At 39.7% G+C, this 20,302-nt stretch carries 21 protein-coding genes; 18 read left to right on the top strand and 3 right to left on the bottom strand.

Features of this window, described 5'->3' with window-relative positions; translation table 11 throughout:
• The first annotated feature begins 205 nt into the window (after positions 1-205).
• The 9 genes from COD92_RS19060 to COD92_RS19020 all read left to right on the top strand — a co-directional run bounded on the left by COD92_RS19060 (position 206) and on the right by COD92_RS19020 (position 9,218).
• The gene (locus tag COD92_RS19060) at positions 206-1,441 is read left to right on the top strand and encodes a Gfo/Idh/MocA family protein (protein WP_098530974.1); all 1,236 of its coding nucleotides are present in this window, start codon (positions 206-208) and stop codon (positions 1,439-1,441) included.
• Positions 1,438-2,409, top strand: coding sequence for a sugar phosphate isomerase/epimerase family protein (locus COD92_RS19055; protein WP_098530975.1), 972 nt, complete (start codon positions 1,438-1,440; stop codon positions 2,407-2,409). The genes COD92_RS19060 and COD92_RS19055 overlap by 4 nt, the downstream gene beginning before the upstream one ends.
• 46 nt (positions 2,410-2,455) lie before the next feature.
• Positions 2,456-3,733: an MFS transporter gene (locus COD92_RS19050; protein WP_098996467.1), complete on the top strand. Its 1,278-nt coding sequence runs from the start codon at positions 2,456-2,458 to the stop codon at positions 3,731-3,733.
• A 39-nt stretch (positions 3,734-3,772) separates the two neighbouring features.
• On the top strand, positions 3,773-4,066 hold the full coding sequence (locus COD92_RS19045) for a putative quinol monooxygenase (protein WP_098996466.1): 294 nt from the start codon (positions 3,773-3,775) through the stop codon (positions 4,064-4,066).
• A gap of 108 nt (positions 4,067-4,174) precedes the next feature.
• A complete protein-coding gene (locus tag COD92_RS19040; RefSeq protein ID WP_176550457.1) occupies positions 4,175-4,975 on the top strand; it encodes an SDR family NAD(P)-dependent oxidoreductase in 801 nt (266 codons plus the stop codon).
• A gap of 16 nt (positions 4,976-4,991) precedes the next feature.
• The gene (locus tag COD92_RS19035; protein WP_218014479.1) at positions 4,992-5,672 is read left to right on the top strand and encodes an ATP-binding protein; all 681 of its coding nucleotides are present in this window, start codon (positions 4,992-4,994) and stop codon (positions 5,670-5,672) included.
• 340 nt (positions 5,673-6,012) lie between these two features.
• On the top strand, positions 6,013-6,834 hold the full coding sequence (locus COD92_RS19030) for a sugar phosphate isomerase/epimerase family protein (protein WP_098996463.1): 822 nt from the start codon (positions 6,013-6,015) through the stop codon (positions 6,832-6,834).
• 65 nt (positions 6,835-6,899) lie between these two features.
• Positions 6,900-8,087, top strand: coding sequence for a levoglucosan dehydrogenase (locus COD92_RS19025; protein ID WP_098530981.1), 1,188 nt, complete (start codon positions 6,900-6,902; stop codon positions 8,085-8,087).
• A gap of 147 nt (positions 8,088-8,234) precedes the next feature.
• The gene (locus COD92_RS19020; protein WP_098996482.1) at positions 8,235-9,218 is read left to right on the top strand and encodes an ROK family glucokinase; all 984 of its coding nucleotides are present in this window, start codon (positions 8,235-8,237) and stop codon (positions 9,216-9,218) included.
• A 1,218-nt stretch (positions 9,219-10,436) separates the two neighbouring features.
• On the opposite strand, the gene COD92_RS19010 is transcribed toward COD92_RS19020, so the two are convergent.
• Complete coding sequence (locus COD92_RS19010; RefSeq protein ID WP_255286673.1) at positions 10,437-10,637, bottom strand: hypothetical protein; 201 nt, start codon at positions 10,635-10,637, stop codon at positions 10,437-10,439.
• Positions 10,638-10,690: 53 nt separating this feature from the next.
• Between COD92_RS19010 and COD92_RS19005 the strand changes: the two genes are divergently transcribed.
• Positions 10,691-10,855, top strand: a complete 165-nt coding sequence (locus COD92_RS19005) for a LamG domain-containing protein (protein WP_255286674.1) — start codon at positions 10,691-10,693, stop codon at positions 10,853-10,855.
• 90 nt (positions 10,856-10,945) lie between these two features.
• On the opposite strand, the gene COD92_RS19000 is transcribed toward COD92_RS19005, so the two are convergent.
• Positions 10,946-11,140 carry a hypothetical protein gene (locus COD92_RS19000; RefSeq protein ID WP_098530983.1) on the bottom strand — a complete coding sequence of 65 codons (195 nt, stop codon included), beginning with the start codon at positions 11,138-11,140 and terminating at the stop codon, positions 10,946-10,948.
• A gap of 977 nt (positions 11,141-12,117) precedes the next feature.
• Positions 12,118-13,086: an NAD(P)-dependent alcohol dehydrogenase gene (locus COD92_RS18995; RefSeq protein WP_098530984.1), complete on the bottom strand. Its 969-nt coding sequence runs from the start codon at positions 13,084-13,086 to the stop codon at positions 12,118-12,120.
• 223 nt (positions 13,087-13,309) lie between these two features.
• On the opposite strand from COD92_RS18995, the gene COD92_RS18990 reads away from it, so the two are divergent.
• The 8 genes from COD92_RS18990 (at position 13,310) to COD92_RS18960 (ending at position 20,272) form a co-directional block, all read left to right on the top strand.
• On the top strand, positions 13,310-13,717 hold the full coding sequence (locus tag COD92_RS18990; RefSeq protein WP_098530985.1) for an NUDIX hydrolase: 408 nt from the start codon (positions 13,310-13,312) through the stop codon (positions 13,715-13,717).
• Between the two features lie 126 nt (positions 13,718-13,843).
• Positions 13,844-14,281, top strand: a complete 438-nt coding sequence (locus COD92_RS18985) for an SRPBCC family protein (RefSeq protein ID WP_098530986.1) — start codon at positions 13,844-13,846, stop codon at positions 14,279-14,281.
• Positions 14,282-14,302: 21 nt separating this feature from the next.
• Positions 14,303-14,464, top strand: a complete 162-nt coding sequence (locus COD92_RS32125) for a hypothetical protein (protein ID WP_176541234.1) — start codon at positions 14,303-14,305, stop codon at positions 14,462-14,464.
• A gap of 101 nt (positions 14,465-14,565) precedes the next feature.
• On the top strand, positions 14,566-14,856 hold the full coding sequence (locus COD92_RS32120; RefSeq protein ID WP_176541235.1) for a hypothetical protein: 291 nt from the start codon (positions 14,566-14,568) through the stop codon (positions 14,854-14,856).
• Positions 14,857-15,136: 280 nt separating this feature from the next.
• Complete coding sequence (locus tag COD92_RS18975; RefSeq protein WP_098530987.1) at positions 15,137-16,417, top strand: cation:dicarboxylate symporter family transporter; 1,281 nt, start codon at positions 15,137-15,139, stop codon at positions 16,415-16,417.
• Between the two features lie 26 nt (positions 16,418-16,443).
• Positions 16,444-17,880, top strand: a complete 1,437-nt coding sequence (gene aspA, locus COD92_RS18970; protein WP_098530988.1) for an aspartate ammonia-lyase — start codon at positions 16,444-16,446, stop codon at positions 17,878-17,880.
• A 141-nt stretch (positions 17,881-18,021) separates the two neighbouring features.
• Positions 18,022-19,362, top strand: coding sequence for a sensor histidine kinase (locus tag COD92_RS18965; protein ID WP_255286675.1), 1,341 nt, complete (start codon positions 18,022-18,024; stop codon positions 19,360-19,362).
• Positions 19,340-20,272 (top strand): response regulator, encoded by a 933-nt coding sequence (locus tag COD92_RS18960; RefSeq protein ID WP_098530990.1) that lies wholly within the window; start codon positions 19,340-19,342, stop codon positions 20,270-20,272. The genes COD92_RS18965 and COD92_RS18960 overlap by 23 nt, the downstream gene beginning before the upstream one ends.
• Positions 20,273-20,302 lie beyond the last annotated feature (30 nt).

Genomic DNA, 20,302 nt, shown 5'->3' with positions numbered 1-20,302 from the left:
AAAGAGTAAAATATTTTAGTGCTAATTGAAAAGGTATTTTATTCTGAAAGGTTATTTCTTAATTTAAATGTATGAATAAATTCAAATTTTTTTCGACGAAAATGTAATCCATTACATTTATAGAAGTTTGAAGGATAGGTAAATTATTTATTTACTAGGACTAAACACATATTTTTTTGCAAGGTAGTGTAATCGATTACACCAAATGACTTCTACTCATTCTTGGGTGAATCGAAAAGTTCGATTGGAGGACGGAAAACAAATGGAAAAAATAAAAGTAGGAATCATCGGGACAGGTTTCATTGGCCCGACACATATTGAAGCAATCAGAAGACTTGGATTCGTGGAAGTCGTAGCATTAGCCGAGACGAGTCAAGAACAAGCGGAAAGAAAGGCAGCTGAACTTGGAATTCCGAAAGCATACGGAGATTACCGTGAAATGCTGCGTGACAGCGAAATTCAGGTAGTTCATAATTGTACCCCAAACCATGTGCACTTTGCGATCAATAAAGAAATTATTTTAGCAGGTAAACATGTGATCTCAGAGAAACCGCTTGCGATGAATAGTGAAGAATCAGCGGAATTGTTGGCATTGGCTCAAAAACAGGGTGTTGTACATGGTGTGAACTTTAATTACAGACAGCATGCGAGTGTGCAAAACCTGCGAGCTAAAATTGCTAACGGTGACCTTGGGAAAGTGAATTTGGTTCACGGAAGCTATTTGCAGGATTGGTTACTATATGAAACGGATTTTAACTGGCGTTTAGCACCGGAAGTCGGCGGAAAATCTCGCGCAGTAGCAGATATCGGGTCTCATTGGTGTGACACCGTTCAATTTGTTACCGGTAAAAAGATTGTAGAAGTATTTGCTGATTTAGCAACGGTCATTCCAGTTAGAAAGAAAGCAATTGGAAGTGTGGCCACTTTCAGCACACAAAGTACTGAAGATTTAGAATATGAAGATGTTTCAATCAATACAGAAGACTATGCATCCGTACTAGTTCGTTTTGAAGATGGATCAAGAGGAGTCTTCACTGTTTCACAAGTAAGTGCAGGCCGAAAAAATCGACTAAGCTTTGAGATTAATGGCAGCAAGAGTTCTGTATATTGGAACCAAGAAGAGCCTGAAAAATTATGGATGGGGCACAGGGATAAGCCGAATGAAATCCTGCTTGCCGATCCAGCACTCTTCTCACCGGAAGCAAAATCAGCCATCCATCATCCTGGTGGACATAATGAAGGCTGGCCTGATGCTCTGAAAAATATGATGTTCAATGTTTATACGTTCATTCGTGAAGGCAAAGATCCGCTCCAGGATAAACCGAATTTCGCCACATTTGAAGACGGTCATATTTCAATGGCGATTACGGATGCCATTCTGGAAAGCCATGAGCAGCAAAAATGGGTGAAAGTTCAGATGAATAAGGAGGTTTTAGTGTGAAACTAGGTGTATTTACTGTTCTATATCAAAATCTTCCTTTCGAAGCCATGTTAGATAAATTAGCCCAAATGGGAGTAGAGACCATTGAGTTAGGGACCGGTAACTATCCAGGGAACAGTCATTGTAATCCCGATGAATTGTTAGGGAATCCAGATAAAATCAAATTGTTCCGACAGGCGATTGAAAGCAGGGGACTAACCATCAGCGGACTAAGCTGCCATGGCAACCCTCTACATCCTAATGTAAAGGCTGCCAAAGAGGCGCATGATGTATGGAGAAAAACGGTTTTACTGGCTGAACAGTTAGAGGTACCAGTTATCAATGGTTTTGCTGGATGTCCAGGGGATCATCCGGGTGCCAAGTTTCCAAATTGGGTGACCTGCTCTTGGCCTTCTGAATATACAGAAGTTTTAGAGTGGCAATGGAATGATGTGGTTATTCCGTACTGGAAAGAAGAGGCAAAATTCGCTGAACAGCATGGGATTCACCAAATTGCTTTCGAAATGCATCCAGGCTTTGTTGTCTATAATCCGGAAACATTACTAAAACTAAGAGAACATGCAGGACCGAACATCGGAGCTAACTTTGACCCAAGTCATTTGGTATGGCAAGGAATTGATCCAGTTGAGGCCATTAAAAAATTAGGCCGTGAAAATGCGATCTTCCATTTCCATGCAAAAGATACCTATTTAGACCAAGCCAATATCAAGGTGAATGGTGTTCTCGATACGAAGCATTACAGTCAAGTATTGGATCGCTCATGGACCTTCCGCTCAGTTGGCTATGGCCATAACGAAAAAATGTGGAAAGATATGATCAGTACACTTCGTGCAGTAGGGTATGATTACGTGGTTTCCATTGAACATGAAGATATGTTGGCTTCTATCGATGAAGGCTTAATGAAAGCAATCACACTGTTAAAAGGAACTTTGTTTAAAGAGCAAGTATCGGAAATGTGGTGGGCTTAAGGAACCGTCCCCCCGCACCCAATTAATAAAAATAGAGGTGTTAAAAATGAAAACGCTTGTAGGTCAAGAACGTACTTTAGGCGGACTTCCAATGGGAGTCGTTTGGGGATTTGTTGCAACGTTAATTTTTATGGCCGGTGACGGTCTCGAGCACGCATGGTTGTCTCCATATCTGATTGAAAAGGGATTGACCGTTCAACAATCCGCGACTCTATTTGCTGTATATGGTGCTGTGTTGGCAATTGCATCTTACTTTTCAGGTGTACTCACCGAGATGTGGGGACCCAGGAGAGTAATGGTTATCGGTCTTGTTACTTGGTTAATCGGTCAGGTTCTATTTATTGAATATGGTTTAAAGTTAAACAATTTTGCTATTATGCTCCCTACTTATGGGATTCGTGGTTTAGGTTATCCTTTATTCTGCTACTCTTTCTTAGTGTGGGTTACTTATCGCAGTCCAGAGCGGATTTTGGCAACAGCTGTAGGTTTGTTCTGGGCAGCGTGGAGCGGCGGACTTTATGTTGTAGGAAGTTATTTCCCTGCTTACATGCTTCCGAAGATTGGATATATCGGGTTATTGTGGAGTGCTGTAGCATGGGTATTAGTCGGAGGAATTGTTGGTCTTATTGTAGTAAAAGGTGATGTAAGAAAAGAACAAAAGGGAAATCCGAAGGAAAAGCTCAAGAGCTTAATGAGTGGATTCACCATTTGTATCGAACAGCCGAAAGTGGCGCTCGGAGGAGTGGTCCGGATTATCAATTCGACGGGGATCGGTTCACTGCCAATCTTTTTCCCGATGTACTTGAAGTCGAATTATGGATTCACCACTGAACAGTTTCTGCAAATGTGGGGAACCATGTGGTTTGCAAATATCATCTTTAACCTAATCATTCCTTACATCAGTGATAAATGGTTAGGCTGGCAAAAAACGATTCAATGGCTTGGCAGCTTCGGCATGGGTGTCATGTTATTAGTTATGCTTTACACGCCGCAGGTTTTTGGCAGCAGTTTCTTAGCCTTGAATATTGTCGGTATTCTAATGGGGATTACTCTTTGTGGTTTCGTCCCACTTTCAGCTCTTGTAGCATCGCTGGCTCCTGAAAATAAAGGGTCTGCGATGGCGATAGTAAGTTTTGGTGCAGGGATGTCCTACTTTATCGCACCGGCAATTGTTGGGTTATTTATCGGACTTATCGGTGCAAAAGGGGTTATTTGGATCTTTGCGGGCACGTATTTCCTTGGTGCTTATCTAATGAAGTTTATGAAGCTTCCTTCCGAAGAAAATAATAAAAACGAAATCGTATTAGAAAAACACGCAGGTTAGTTTTTTAGAAATACCATCAACAATTAAGGGGGATGTACCATGATTATCATTCATGCAAGCATAAAGGTAAATGCGCCTTATCGTGAAATATTCTTGGAAGAGGCAAGGCTTGTAACAAAACCGTCTCAAGCGGAGTCCGGAAATATTAGTTATCAATATTATGAAAATCCGGAAGAGGCGAACGGCTTTATCTTTGTTGAGAAATGGAAGGATGAAGAAGCGATTCAACTGCATGAGGAAACCCCTCACTTTAAAAGATTCATAAAAGCTGTTCAACCCATTGTTGCTGAACCTATCCATGCAGAATTATTTGAGGCTTCAGTGAAAAATTAATATTGGACATACATAAGGATTAACTCCGAGCTGTGTATCAGCTAGAGTTAATCCTTATTTGGTAACTACAATCTTATCAGGTTAGTATAGAAAGGAATGGATGAAAAAATGAATCTGGAATTAAAAAATAAAACCGCACTTGTGACTGGCAGCAGTAAAGGTATTGGGAAAGCAATTGCCATGGCGTTTGCGGAAGAAGGTGCCAACGTTGTAATTTGTGCACGCGGCGCGGAAGCGTTAAATGAGGCGTCCGCTGAAATCGAAAAAACCGGAGGACGTGTTCTTGCTATTCAAGCCGATTTAACGAAACGAGCAGACGTCGACCATCTTGTTGCTTCTGCTATTGATCGTTTTAAAACCGTCGACATCCTCGTTAATAATGCGGGGATTGCAAGTGGATTTGATGACTTTGAATCATTGGATATAGACGAATGGCAGCATATTTTTGACGTCAATCTTTTTGGAACTGTACGTGTAACTAAAGCAATTATTCCTTTTATGAAAAGAACAGGATTTGGCCGCATTATTAACATTTCATCAGAATCCGGCATTCAACCAGACGCATTCATGCCTCATTACAATGCTTCTAAAGCAGCACTGATTAATTTTACAAAAAGCTTATCCAAGGCATATGCCGCAGAAGGAATACTTGTCAATACGGTATCGCCTGCGTTTATCATGACACCTATGCTTGAGGACCTGTTGAAGGATAATGCCAAAAAGCTGAACATCAGTTATGATGAAGCTATCCAGCAATTTCTTAAGGAAAATCGTCCGCATGTTGAAGTGAAACGGCCAGGGACGGTGGAGGAAGTTGCTTCAGCTGTTGTGTACCTTGCATCCGCAAAGGCTTCTTTTATTAATGGTGTAAACCTTCGAGTTGATGGTGGCTCCGTTGCAAGTCTGTAAGTTGGCAGCGTTAGATATGGCCCATCGTCAACATCTTGAAAAGCTGGCAGTTAGTATCGCTCATGAAATCCGTAACCCATTGACGACCATAAAAGGTTTTATTCAGTTACTAAAGCCCGATTTGAAGGAAATAGGCAAGGAATATTATGCGGATGTGATGATAGAAGAACTTGATCGTGTAAATCAAATCATTAATGAATTTTTGGATGCAGGAAAGCCACAACATCCTTTGGCACAAAAAACATCCCTGAATAAACTGATCAAAGAGATGGCCATGCTCTATGAAGGTGAAGCAATATTAAGGAATATCCGACTCTCTACTTCCACTGCCGATGATGACGTTGTACTGAATATCCCAACTAACCAATTAAAACAAGTAATCATGAATTTGATGAAGAATGCCATGGAAGCAATTGACGATCAGCATGAAAGAGAAATCTATCTATCTGCGTCTGTTCAAAATGAATTTGCCACAATCGTCATCAAGGATAATGGATGTGGGATGTCAGAAGAAGCAAGGGCGATGTTGTATATCCCTTTTTTCTCAACAAAAGAAAAGGGGACTGGATTAGGTTTAAGTGTATGTAAAGAAATTATTGAGCGATTAGGCGGATCCATACATGTTGATAGTTCGCAAGGAAAGGGAACTATATTTACAATTTCCTTTCCTCCTACACTTATCGTGAACAAATTGTGACAATCGAAATTTAGTTGTTGCAAATTTAGGTGTAATCGATTACAATAATTCATGTAAGCGATACAACATCTATTTTCTTGTCAGATGATAGTGAGGACTAGTAATAGATAGGGATACATCATTACTTTCTTATAGGAAACAGCATTTCATCTGTAAACAAAAATGTAATGGATTACATTAAGGTTTTTTATTACTTTGATTAAATATTAATATTATTGAAGGTGAAGAGTAATAATTTTAGCGAAAATGTAATCGATTACTATAATTGAAGGTGAGTTGCTTCGGTTTTTATAGGATGAAATATGGCACACTAAATTCCAAAAGATATGGAGGTAATCAAATGAAATTAGGTTATCAAACAAATACTTGGGGCGGCGTAGTTGGTCATCCGGCAGGTGTGACTTGTGTGAAGGATAATTACTACCTTGCCTATGGATCAACGGAAGAAGCATTAAAGGACATTGCGGAAGCTGGCTATGACGGCTTTGAAATCTTCGATGGAAACCTGATGCAATATAAAGATAAAAAAGAAGAATTTTTAAAATTAATGAATGACCATTCTTTATCTTTGGTTGGTGTATATACAGGCGGGAATTTTATTTTCCCTGATATTTTAGAAGAAGAATTAATAAAAATCGAAAGTGTAGCACAATTCGCATCAGAAGCAGGTGCAATCCACCTGGTAATCGGCGGCGGAGCGGTGCGTGCAAACGGCATTCTTGAAAGCGATTATACGGCTCTTGGTAATGCACTTAATAAAGTAGTTGAAATTGCTGAAAAATATAATCTGATTGCAAGTTATCATCCGCATTTAGGAACGAACGTTCAGGCTCCTGAACAATTAGATAAACTAATGCCATTAACAAAGATTAACTTTTGCCCAGATACAGCTCACATTGAAGCTGGCGGTGGAGATCCAGTGGCTGTCATCAGAAAATATGTGGACCGAATCAAATATGTTCACTTCAAAGATTATGCCAATGGTGAGTTTTTACCATTAGGGGAAGGGCATCAAAAATTTGATGAAATGGTTAAAGTGTTAGAAGAGGCAAACTATGATGGCTGGATTACGGTTGAGTTAGACAGCTACCCAGAGCCAAAACAAGGGGCTAAAATCAGCCGCAGCTATTTAAATCAATTTGATAAAGTAAATCAAGCATAAACGTTTCATCTATTAGGAATATCAAACTTTTAAAAATAAGAAGATAATAGTGGGAGGATACTAAAATGAAAAAATTAAACGTAGGTATGATCGGCGGAGGATTTATGGGTAAGGCGCATTCACTTGCATATGCAGGTATGCCAATGTTTTTCTGGCCAGCACCAGCAATTCCTCATCGTCACACAGTAGTAGACGTTAACGAAGGATTAGCTAAAGATGCAGCAGCAAGATTAGGTTTTGACAACTATGCAACTGACTGGAGAGATGTTGTTAACAACCCAGAAATCGATGTCATCGATATTGTTACTCCAAACAATACTCATGCTGAAATCGCGATTGCAGCAGCAAAAGCTGGCAAGCATATTATCTGTGAAAAGCCATTAGCATTAGGCGCTGAACAAGCGAAGGAAATGTTAGAAGCAGTAAAAGCTGCAGGTGTAAAACACGCAGTTGCTTTTAACTACAGAAGAACACCAGCTGTTGCTCTTGCGAAAAAATATATTGAAGAAGGAAGAATTGGTAAAGTTCTAAGCTTCCGTGGAACATACTTACAAGACTGGTCTGCTGATCCGAATTCTCCATTATCATGGCGCTTCCAAAAGAAAATTGCTGGATCAGGTGCTCTAGGTGATATCGGAACACACGTGGTTGATTATGCTCGTTACCTTGTAGGTGAAGTTACAGATGTAAATGCGATCACAAAAACATGGATTCCTGAAAGACCAATTCAAACTGGCGGCATCGACAAGTTAGGTACAGTGAAAGCTGGAGGCGACGATGTGCCAAAAGCAGCTGTTGATGTAGACGATGAATTTATCACCATGGTCAAATTCGATAATGGTGCAATTGGAACGATCGAGGCAACTCGTAATGCACATGGCCGCAACAACTTCCTAACTTTTGAAATTCATGGGGAAAAAGGTTCTTTATACTTTAACTATGAGCGCCGTGACGAGCTTCAAGTTTGCTTTGCAGATGATCCAAGTGATGCAAAAGGCTTCAGAACTGTTTACACAGGACCAGCTACTCCTTACGGTGAAGGATTATGGCCAATCCCTGCTCTAGGTATTGGTTACGGCGAAACAAAGATCATTGAAACATATGATTTCTTTAAAGCAATCAGTGAGGGTACTGAATTCTCACCTAACTTCAATGATGGCTACCAGATTGAATTAATTGCAGATGCAATCCTTGAATCCGCTGAAAAAGGACAATGGGTTAATCTTGAAAAAACAGCTGCGGCTGTAAAATAATGAGAAAGGCAGAAGCGCCCGTTAGTCACTGGGCGTTGGAGCTAGACAATTCTCAAACTTAACAAGAGGCTTCTCAATCGAGGAGCCTCTTTTGTAAAAATGGGGCTTTTCGGAGTGGGAAAACATGAAGGAAATGAGTGAATGGTTATGGAAGAAAGATGGTTAGTTGGTGTTGATATAGGCGGGACCACGATTAAAATGGCTTTTATCAGTTTGCAGGGTGACATCATTTATAGCTGGGAGATCGATACTGATATAAGTAATAAGGGCAAACACATACCTGTATCGATTGCAAGATCGATTGATCAAAAGTTAGAAGAATTAAATCAAACAAAAAATCAGTTAGTCGGAATCGGAATCGGTGCGCCGGGCCCTGTGAATTCGGAGGATGGTTCCGTTGAAGTGGCGGTTAACCTAGGCTGGGAACGATTCCTTTTACAAACCATTCTTGAGAGGGAAACATCCCTGCCGGTTGTTGTGGACAATGATGCTAATATTGCTGCAATCGGTGAAATGTGGAGAGGTGCCGGCAAGGGGGCTAAAAACTTAATCTGTGTCACATTAGGCACAGGTGTAGGAGGTGGAATTATCGTCAATGGGGAGGTTGTGAATGGTGTAAATGGAGCCGGTGGTGAAATAGGTCATATAACATCCGTTCCTAAAGATGGTTCACCTTGTAATTGTGGGAAATCAGGATGTCTGGAAACGGTAGCATCCGCAACAGGAGTTGTCCGTTTGGCAATGGAGGAATTAGCTTCTACCAACGAGACTAGTATATTACGAGATTATTATGATGGACAGCCCCTGTCTGCCAAGCGTGTTTTTGACGCTGCAAACGAAGGGGATGAACTCGCCAACAGAGTCATAGGTGAGGTTGCCTACCATTTAGGATTGGCCCTTGCTAATTTAGCCAATGGCTTAAATCCTGAAAAAATCGTTATTGGAGGCGGAGTCTCAAAAGCTGGTGATACATTGCTGAAACCTCTGAAAGAGGAATTTATTCAATTCGCTTTTCCGAGGGTTGCACATGGTGTCAAGATTGTTATTGCCACACTAGGCAATAACGCAGGGGTCATTGGAGGAGCTTGGCTGGCGAAAGAGAAGCTAATTAATAAGTTAGTACTTCAATAATGTACAATAGTTTTTTTCTAATTCATAAAAGATTAAAGGCGAAAAACTACTGTTTTTCGCCTCAGATTTTAGACAAAAGACATTCGGATGAGCCAATCCGGGTGCCTTTTTGTTGTTTTTTGCTCGTAAAAGCAAAAGTTAGGCCTATCCTGATGTTAGACTAAACTACGGACAGATAAATTGGGCATAATACCAAAATTAACCAATTTATGTATCTGCCGTAGGTGGGGCCGATACTAGGGACCGATGCAGATTGTCCTAATAATAAAGTACTTAAATGTTCGCTAAATTAGGTGGAAAATGGTTGAAGGAAAATGATAAGAAAAACCTCACATCAATCATACCTACTGGAACGATTAAATCGATATCCAGTTTTTTATTGTAAATAGGTTACTACTTTGATATTTCGAAACGACTTTTACGAAACGCATTGGGAAACGCCTGAATTCCTTTACTTCTAATTGTTGATTATAATTGCTATGTTCACACTCATCCGTATAACAGCCCTTCTCAGCTTAAGCGGATGATTTTTACATTTTGCCGGAAGGGCTAATATTTAAACTGCGGAAACACAGAAAACTGTTCACCGATACATTCCTTGTATTTCATTCATTTTTTCGTTTTCCATTTGATTTAATGTACTCCTTGTGTGTCTATTGGAAAAAATTAAAACTAGAATGAAAACAATCAAGCAACCACCCATAACCAACAAGAAATATTGCAACCCTAATATAAGAAATGAAAAATCCATTCAAATCCCCCTCGAATAATGACTTTTCTTCTAAGTATTTCCACGAATGTGAAGATAAGTGATTTTTGTGAAGCGTGTAAAATAAATTAAATTAATGTGGTAGAACCGTCCGATGATCCCGACCAGCTTTATAAATTATGCAATCAATGTCACAAAAGACTATTAAAATATTCATTACGACCTGTTGAATGGTACAACCTGGCGGTTATCCATTCTCCTAATAAATTTTTATTACACGATGATTTTTACGATGAAGTCGGAGAGGCTTGTCAACCAGAAGAAGATGTTATTGTAACTAAAAAAGACAAAGCACCAACTTTAAAAAACGTTCGAAATGATTTGGAATCTTTATTGGATTTTTCTATAACGAGGTGGTTTCTTGAGGAGGATGTAATAAAGGCCCTTAAAAAACACGATAACCCGATGACTTTGAGTTTTGTAAAATCCAGGTTTTATGGAACAGGAAACTACCAAATAAAATCAAGAATGTTTAGACGTTGATGGGATTGAATATAACCTTTAAGTGCGAGTTCCAGCTCATCTTTCTTCTTTTTCATCGAGTGACGTGCAAAGTTTGCTAGTTTTTCAGGATCCTCTTCGCCTTCGGCAATAGCGTTAAGCATATCTCGAGCTGAAACACCCAAAACGTCTGAAACAACTGAACCCAATTTAATGTTCGCTCCTTCTAATACCTTTTGGATTCGATGCTAAGTTTACTGGAGTGGGAATTTCTGATGTTTTTACAGGTTCAACTGGAGTCTTTACTCTGGGTGTAAACTGGTGGGATACTCCGTTCAAAGGGAAAATGGATGAGCTGAGAATTTATGAAACGGCTCTTACTCAAGAACAAGTGACTCAATTGGCAAATGTGACTACAATTCCATAATAGATATGTATTATAGAAAGCAGTCGTTGGATGAGCGGCTGCTTTCTTTTTCCCCATACGGAGAGCACTTTTTAAATTAGAGTTTAATAATTACTGGCATCCATTTTCCATTGGACAATCTTGTGACGTGGCACAGTCAGAAATACCGCGGTTCATTTCTTTTGCACACATTGCTGCACATTTTCCTTTATCCATGTGAGCACAGTCAGCCACCCCTGCTGCAAAAACGGAAGTTCCTAAAGCCATTGTTGATACAAAAGCGAGTGTTGCAATGATTTTTTTCATAAGTATCCTCCTCGTAATCTAAATTTCTCTTCTAGATTACAGGGAAACTTTGCAGAAAATATGGAGAAAATATGATTATTGCAATAGTTAACAAAAAGCTCACAAATTTTCTAACGGGTTTAGATGCAACCTTTAAATGATCTGGCGATTCGGACAGGAGTAGCAGGAAGTTGCCGATGATAGTCCGAGAAAAGAAGGAAGGTCGACCGAAGTCAGGGTAGGTTCGGACAGGAACGTCGGAAAAGGAGGAAGGTTGTCCGAAGTCAGGGTAGGTTCGGACAGGAACGACGGAAAAGGGAGGAAGGTTAGACCGAAGTCAGAGTAGGTTCGGACAGGAACGACGGAAAAGGGAGGAAGGTTAGTCCGAAGTCAGAGTAGGTTCGGACAGGAACGTCGGGAAAAGGAAGGAAGGTTGTCCGAAGTCAGGGTAGATTCGGACAGGAACGTCGGGAATAGGGAGGAAGGTTTCCGAAGTCAGGGTAGGTTCGGACAGGAACGTCGGGAAAAGGGAGGAAGGCTGTCCGAAGTCAGGGTAGGTTCGGACAGGAACGTCAGAAAAGGGAGAAAGGTTAGTCCGAAGTCAGAGTAGGTTCGGACAGGAACGTCGGGAAAAGGGAGGAAGGCTGTCCGAAGTCAGAGTAGGTTCGGACAGGAACGTCAGAAAAGGGAGGAAGGTTGTCCGAAGTCAGGGGAGGTTCGGACAGGAACGTCAGAAAAGGGAGGAAGGTAAGTCCGAAGTCAGAGTAGGTTCGGACAGGAACGTCGGGAAAAGGAGGAAGGTTAGTCCGAAGTCAGGGTAGGTTCGGACAGGAACGTCGGAAAAGGGAGGAAGGTAGTCCGAAGTCAGAGTAGGTTCGGACAGGAACCTTATGAAATAGCGGTTAAGCTGTCCAAATGAGGGTCAAATTCGGACAGCATCCTCATGGTAAGGCCGATGATAGTCCGAATGCAAAACTTATTTGTATTTTGACGCTTTTTCAAATCGTAATGACAACTTTTCCTTGTGCGTGCCCCTCTTCAAAATACCTAAAGGCATCCGGCACTTCGCTCAACCTAAAACATCTGTCAATAACTGGCTTTACCTTGCCGGATTCAACCAATTCCTTCATATAAATTAGATCTTGTTGGTTTGCCCTTTGTAAAAAGCTGCCTATTTTCTTACTCCCAATCATAGAAATCAAAGGCCCCAGTGCCATGGCTTGAAACATTTGAGAGCTGGAACCTCCGACGTGAACAAAAATACCGTTGGGATTTAAAACACGCTTATAATCTGAAAGCGAAAGACCACCGTTAACACCAAGAATCAAGTCATAACGCTCTCTCCTTTGAGTAAAGCTTTCCTTCGTATAGTCAAGACAATGGTCTGCCCCAATCGACTCAAGAATGTCTAAATTTCTTGTACTGCATACCCCCGTTACCTCAGCACCGAATGCTTTCGCAATCTGTATGGCAAACGTTCCGACGCCGCCAGAGGCACCATTAATCAGTACCTTCTGCCCGTGCTGAATTTTACCTTTATCCCGCAGACTCTGCAACGCTGTGACTCCCGCCATTGGTACCGCAGCAGCCTCCTCAAAGGACAAATTGGCCGGTTTTAGTGCTAAAGCATTTTCAGGAACAGATACATACTCGGCAAAACCAGCCCATCCACATCCAGATAAGTCACCAAAAACCTCATCTCCGAGTTTAAACTGCTTAACATCTTTGCCAACGGCTTCGACCTGTCCTGCGATATCCCCTCCAGGGATGGAATATTTTGGTTTTAATAGACCAAAGGCAAAGCGGGCTAAGAACGGTTCGCCTTTCAAAAGAACCAGGTTGCCATAATTCACGGATGCTGCATGAATTTTTACTAGTACTTGATTGTCCCCCGGTTCAGGTTTTTCCACTTCTGTTAATTTAAGAACATCGGGCTGGCCATATTGGTTATAAACGATAGCTTTCAAGATTACTCCCCCTAATTTCCTGCGAATCTTCAAATAAACCTAGTAATAACTTATAAGTATTGCTTAATAGCTATAAAAGACCACTAATTAAGGATATTCCAGTTGAAAATGCTCAGGAATGGAATTAATCTATGTAACTAATTAGGTATTTCTTCAGGTTGAAGAAGGAGCAAGGAGAAACGTACCGAATTAATAAGATATTCTATAAATGTGAGGTCAAGTTATGCCGACACCAAAACATATTGTTTCAGCAGCAACTATCGTACTTAATGAGCAAAAAGAAATCTTATTAATTAAAGGCCCGCGAAGAGGCTGGGAAATGCCTGGTGGACAGGTTGAAGAAGGGGAATCTTTAAAAGAAGCTGCAATCAGGGAGACAAAGGAAGAAAGCGGAATAGATATTGAAGTGATCAAATTTTGCGGTGTTTATCAAAACGTAAGGGAATCAATATGTAACACATTATTTTTGGGAAGACCCACCGGAGGGGAACTTACAACTTCCTCAGAAAGTTTAGAGGTCGGTTTCTTTCCAATTAATCAAGCATTGGAAATGGTCACCTGGAACAATTTTAGACAAAGAATTGAGTATTGTTTAAACGAGAAACTTCATCCTTTCTATGTTGCTTTTTGATTTCTAATGGAGATGGGCTAAGAATAGCTTGGACAATATGGTACGAAATAATTTAGAAGTAAAAGTATAAAGCGAACGAATAAGTTCAATCATTAGAGAATAAACGGAAAAAGAAGGATGATAAGTATGAACAATCTTACAAAATTTAAGATATTAAGACCCACGGATGAAGTATTTGAGGCGTTTGTAGATCCGTCGAAGATCGGAAACTTCTGGTTCTCATCGAGTTCTGAAAGGTGGGAGCAAGGCAAGACCGTTACAGTGAGATACGAAGAGTACAATGCACAATTAGAATTAGAAATAATCGAAATCGAGACCAATAAGAAAATTGTTTTCCGGTGGGGGGGAAATGGAGAAGGTCACGTAGTAACGATAACATTAAAAGAGGTAGACCATTCTACTACCATCATTGAAATTCTTGAAGATGGATTCCATGAAAACGATGCTGATTTTGTAAGTCAGTTGATAGACAATAAAGAAGGCTGGGTTTTTATGTTGGGCTGTCTAAAAGGCTACCTCGAATTCGGTATCTCTAAACTAAGAGGAGGGTTAGTGAAAGATTAGCCTATTAAAGGGGAAAAATGCATGATAATAAGACCAATTGATGTAATAGATGCAGAGAGATTTTTAGAGTTAAGTAAAAAAGTAGATGAGTCAGGCTTTATGTTATATGAACCCGGCGAGAAAAAAACAACGGTTGAACAACAAAGAACCTCAATAGAAAAATTTTTATCCAAAAAAAAATAAATGATTTTTGTCGCCGAGGTTGAGAACAAACTTGTGGGTTTTATGGTAGCCTTACCAAGTCCTTGGTACAACAAAGGCAGTCATTAGAGAAATGTTTGTCAATGGATGTAGAACTCGTTTTTTCAGGTCACGGTAATATGATCGAAAATCCTGTTGATTTATTAAAAAAGAGAATTAAAGAGATAGATGTAAAAGCCGGCAAATATATAAACATGATTAAATCAGGAATTTCAACTGCAAGTGGAATTGCTCAATTAAGATATAAAGAAAAGTATGAAAAGCACTTTTTCAATATTATGTCTGAAGTTATTGGTACTCTAGATTATCTTGAAATACAAGGGGAAATTAATAAGGAAATGAAGAAAGGAATTTGGCATTATTATTGGAACTAACTCATGATGTCTTTTATTTGAGAAAAAACCCTTGCTTTGGCAAGGGTTTTTTTGACGTACCCGAGTTAATTCCAACATCGGCCTACCGTCCCAGCCAGCCATTCAATCTCCAAAAAAAGAATGAAAATAGTAATAATTAAAAAAAAAATTTTTTTATTTTAGATTTTTTGTAGATTTTTGTGTAATCGAGTAGGTTTCTAATAGAGTAAAAACATAGCCTGTCATGTGTCCTGATAAAGATACAAAACATGCTTGAGAACAAATAAGGGGGAGCTTTTCAATGAAAAGATTTGGATTGGCTACACAAATTTTTGTTGCACTTATACTCGGGATTATCGTTGGTATCGTTTTTTATGGAAATGAGACAGCGATGGCCATATTAGCTCCTATAGGGGACATTTTTATCCATTTGATTAAGATGATTGTATTGCCAATTGTTATCGCGGCATTAATAGTTTCTATTGCTGGTGTGGGAGACATCAAAAAATTAGGAAAGTTAGGCGGAAAGACGCTATTTTATTTTGAAAGCGTTACAACTTTTGCTATTGCGATTGGATTATTGGCGGCAAATCTATTTCAGCCTGGGGCAGGTGTAGATACGAGCGCTCTTAAGGCAAATGACATTTCAAAGTATGAAGAAACAATGAAAACGACTGGAACTCCGAGTGTAGGGGAAACGATTGTACATCTGGTTCCGACAAACGTATTTGAATCTATGACTAAAGGTGATTTACTTCCAATCATTTTCTTTACTGTTTTCTTAGGATTGGGAATTGCAGCAATAGGAGAAAAAGGAAAGCCTGTTCTAACATTTTTTGAAGGTATATTGGAAGCGGTTTTTTGGGTAACGAATCTTATTATGAAATTAGCCCCTGTTGGAGTATTTGCACTCATTGGGGTGAACGTTGCAAAATTTGGAGCTGCCTCGTTACTTCCTCTTGGAAAACTGGTGCTGGCTGTTTACGTAACAATGATATTTTTTGTCCTCGTTGTTCTTGGTGTCATTGCGAAAATCTCTGGGACAAGTATTTTTGTTCTCATGAAGGTACTGAAAGATGAGCTCATTCTGGCGTTTACAACAGCAAGCTCTGAATCTGTTTTACCGAGACTTATGGATAAGATGGAGAAGTTTGGCTGCCCAAAATCAATTACTTCTTTTGTAATTCCAACAGGCTATACATTTAACCTGGACGGATCATCCATCTATCAAGCTCTTGCTTCACTTTTTGTGGCACAAATGTATGGAATTCATTTATCCATCATGCAGCAAATTACATTGCTGCTTGTGTTAATGCTTACATCAAAAGGAATGGCTGGTGTTCCGGGTGCGTCGTTTGTGGTCCTTTTAACAACACTTGGCACAATGGGACTTCCTATAGAAGGAGTTGCGTTCATTGCAGGTATTGATCGTATTTTGGATATGATTAGGACGGCAGTTAACGTTCTTGGAAATTCTTTGGCGACAATCGTTATGTCAAAATGGGAAGGCAAATTTGACCAAGATAAAGCAAAACAATATGTGGATTCCATTAAAGAGTCTAAAGAGTCAAATGTAGCGTAATTTTATTGAGAATAGGAGGGAGTATCATGTCAGCTTTCGAGACAAGTACTCAAGTACGAATAGAAAAGGATTTTTTAGGATCTAAAGAGATCCCGGCAGATGCTTATTATGGCATACAAACACTGCGGGCAGTTGAAAATTTCCCGATTACAGGCTATCGTGTTCACGAACAGTTAATTAAAGCGCTGGCAATTGTCAAAAAAGCAGCTGCTTTAGCGAATATGGATACAAAACGGTTATATGAAGGAATCGGCAAGGTCATTGTTCAGGCAGCAGAGGAAATAATAGAAGGTAAGTGGCATGAACAATTTATCGTAGACCCCATTCAAGGCGGCGCAGGAACATCCATGAATATGAATATGAATGAAATCATTGCTAACCGTGCGCTCGAACTTCTTGGGAAAGAAAAAGGCGAGTATAAGAATGTAAGTCCAAATAGTCATGTGAATATGTCACAATCTACAAATGATGCGTTTCCAACCGCGATTCATATTGCTACTCTTCAATTAATTGAAAAGCTATTGGATACGATGCAGCAGATGCTGGCAGCTTTTAAACAGAAAGCACATCAATTTGATGATGTGATTAAAATGGGACGAACACATCTTCAGGATGCCGTGCCAATCCGTCTCGGTCAAGAGTTTGAAGCGTATAGCCGGGTCCTGGAGCGCGATATTAAACGGATCCAACAATCACGTCAGCACTTATATGAAATCAATATGGGGGCAACGGCAGTTGGTACAGGCTTAAATGCAGATCCCCGCTATATCGAAAATGTGGTCAAACATATAGCAGCTATTTCCGGACTGCCGCTTTTGGGGGCTGAACATCTTGTCGACGCCACTCAAAATACGGATGCTTACACTGAGGTATCGGCGGCGCTGAAAGTATGTATGATGAACATGTCCAAAATCGCAAATGATTTACGGTTAATGGCGTCAGGTCCCCGTGCAGGACTTGGGGAAATCACATTACCAGCCCGTCAGCCGGGTTCATCTATTATGCCGGGCAAGGTTAACCCGGTCATGGCCGAGATGATTAACCAGGTAGCCTTTCAAGTAATTGGAAATGATCATACCATTTGCCTAGCTTCCGAAGCAGGGCAGCTTGAATTAAATGTAATGGAGCCTGTGCTTGTATTTAATTTGCTTGAATCTATCAGCATCATGAATAATGCCTTTCGTACGTTTACGGGTTACTGCCTGATGGGGATTGAAGCAAATTCGGAACAGTTAAAAGAATATGTTGAAAGAAGCGTGGGAGTTATTACCGCTGTTAATCCCCATATTGGATATGAAGCCGCTGCGCGTATTGCAAGAGAGGCCATTTTAACAGGTAAACCAGTACGTGAATTATGCTTGAAATATGATGTACTGACAGAGGAAGAGCTTGATCTGATTTTAAACCCTTACGAAATGACCAACCCAGGCATTTCCGGGGCATCGCTTTTGGACAGAGAATAAACTGTATTTTTTATAACTAAGTTGTCTTTTCGTTTTTACCATTGTATACTTTTCTAAACTTGCATAACGAATTCAGCATAGATGGTATTTGCCTGTGTTGGATTCGTTATTTATATTTATATCTGTTGATATTAACAGGAAGTGAATCGTTTGAAAATCAACCAATTAATTAAAAGTAATTTATTTGTCTTTATATTTATTCTAGTTGCAGTTCCGTTAGCGGGAGAGTTAAAATTTTATCCTTTTCATGATACATTCCGTGTTAGTCTGGGTACCCCAATTTTTTTCTTTTCTCTCTTATTATTGCGGGGCATTTCACCGATTTTACTCGGTATTTGTACAGCACTATCTATTCTTTCTTTTCGGGTAGGATTAGACTGGCTTACACAGGATCATTTCGATTTGCTGGCTTCCGTTCAAACACGCTATCCATCTTCCCTTTATTATTTTATGTTCGTACTCCTGTTTTATCTATTAAAATTGAATCAGTTCCACAGCCGTCCTTGGATTATCGGAGTATTAGGCATTACCATTGAAATGATATCTAGTTTAACGGAACTGATGTTTCAGCATGTGGCTGACGGAGACTACCTTTCCCTGTCAAAACTAACCCAGATCTTTATCATAGCCATTTTTCGCAGCTTTTTTGTGCTTTCCTTTTTTAGTATGATGAAGTTATATGAAGGAAAAATAAGAGAGAGGCAAATTCGGCAAAAAAACCATTACTTATTGATGCTGTTATCGAATTTGTATGTGGAATCCGTTCAGTTGAAAAAAGTACTAAAAAACGCAGAAAATATTACAATTACATCATACGATCTATATCGGGACATAAATGAATATATGAAACAAACAGGACTTTCCTTAGAGCAATTTAGTAACAGGGCATTACGAATTGCTGGAGAAGTACACGATATCAAAAAAGACAATCAACGGATTTTTGCTGGTCTATTCAGGTTGATTGAAGATGAAAAGTTTTCCGATTACATGGATATCCATGAACTTGTCCCGGCCATGATCCGAACAAATGAACAATATGCCAGTTCATTAGGAAAGAAGATTGAATTTCGCTATCAAATTGATGGTGAACATCCGGAATATCATGCCTATCTAGTTTTATCGTTGATCAATAATTTAGTGGCAAATGCGGTAGAAGCTATTGAGGAGAAGGGAACAATAGCTATTTATGTAAAACTGGAGAATCAGTTTGTATGGTTTCAAGTAGAGGACGATGGTCCCGGAGTATCTGAAAAGGATAAAAGCTTTATCTTTAAACCAGGATTTACTTTAAAATTTGATCACGCCGGCACGCCATCAACAGGCATTGGTCTTTCTTATGTACAAGAAATTACCGAAGAACTTGGGGGATGTGTGGATCTCCAAAATGGTTCGGAAAATGCCGGAGCAATTTTTACCATAAAACTTCCGATAAAAAGCCTAGTCGAAAGAGGGGAACTCGATGAAATTTTATATAGTAGATGATGATGAGGTGCATCGTTTAATGTTGGCGCGAATAATCGAGGATGAGGATCTGGGCGAGATTATCGGAGAAGCCGAAGATGGCTCCATGCTCGATAAAAACTTAATGATCCTTAAATACGTGGATATTCTATTTATCGATTTATTAATGCCTGTTCGTGACGGAATTGAAACGGTTCGCCGCTTAAAAGGGCAATTTACAGGTAAAATTATTATGATTTCACAAGTGGAATCAAAGGAATTAATCGGTGAAGCCTATTCACTTGATGTTGATTATTATATTTCAAAACCAATAAATCGCCTTGAAGTGTTGACTGTTATCCGAAAAGTAATGGAGCGAATCCAGTTGGAAAGGTCGATTGCAGAGATTCAAAAATCATTAAATACCGTGTTTGGTTTACAGCAGCCAAAACAGGAAACAGCAAATGCATTGAAGAAAACCAGTATCGTTACAGCTGGTGAGTTTCTCTTATCTGAATTAGGTATCTTAGGTGAAAGCGGCAGCAAAGATTTACTGGATATCCTCCAATATTTAGATCAATATGAACAATATCATACGTACGAACAGCAATTTCCGCCTCTTAAAAAAATCTTTGTGCAAATTACTTTAAAAAAGATTGGGGCACCCGCGGCACAAATTGATATCCAGCGGGAAGTAAGAGCCTCTGAACAAAGGGTAAGAAGAGCGATTTACCAATCGATCAATCATTTAGCGTCGCTGGGTTTAACAGATTTCTCAAATCCCAAGTTCGAAAATTATGCTTCCAAGTTTTTTGATTTTACGATTGTGCGCAAGAAGATGACCGAATTACAAAGAAATCCTAACTCTTCTCCTGCCAGTACGCGAATTAATACGAAGAAATTTATCCAAGTTCTTTATTTCGAATCGAAGCGGCTCATTTTAGAGGATTAATTGGCAGAACTCTAAAATGGGTTTTTTTAT

The sequence above is a fragment of the Bacillus sp. AFS037270 genome, assembly GCF_002585305.1.
The sequence above is the reverse complement of the archived record's forward strand: the minus strand, read 5'-3'. Positions and strand labels throughout refer to the sequence as shown.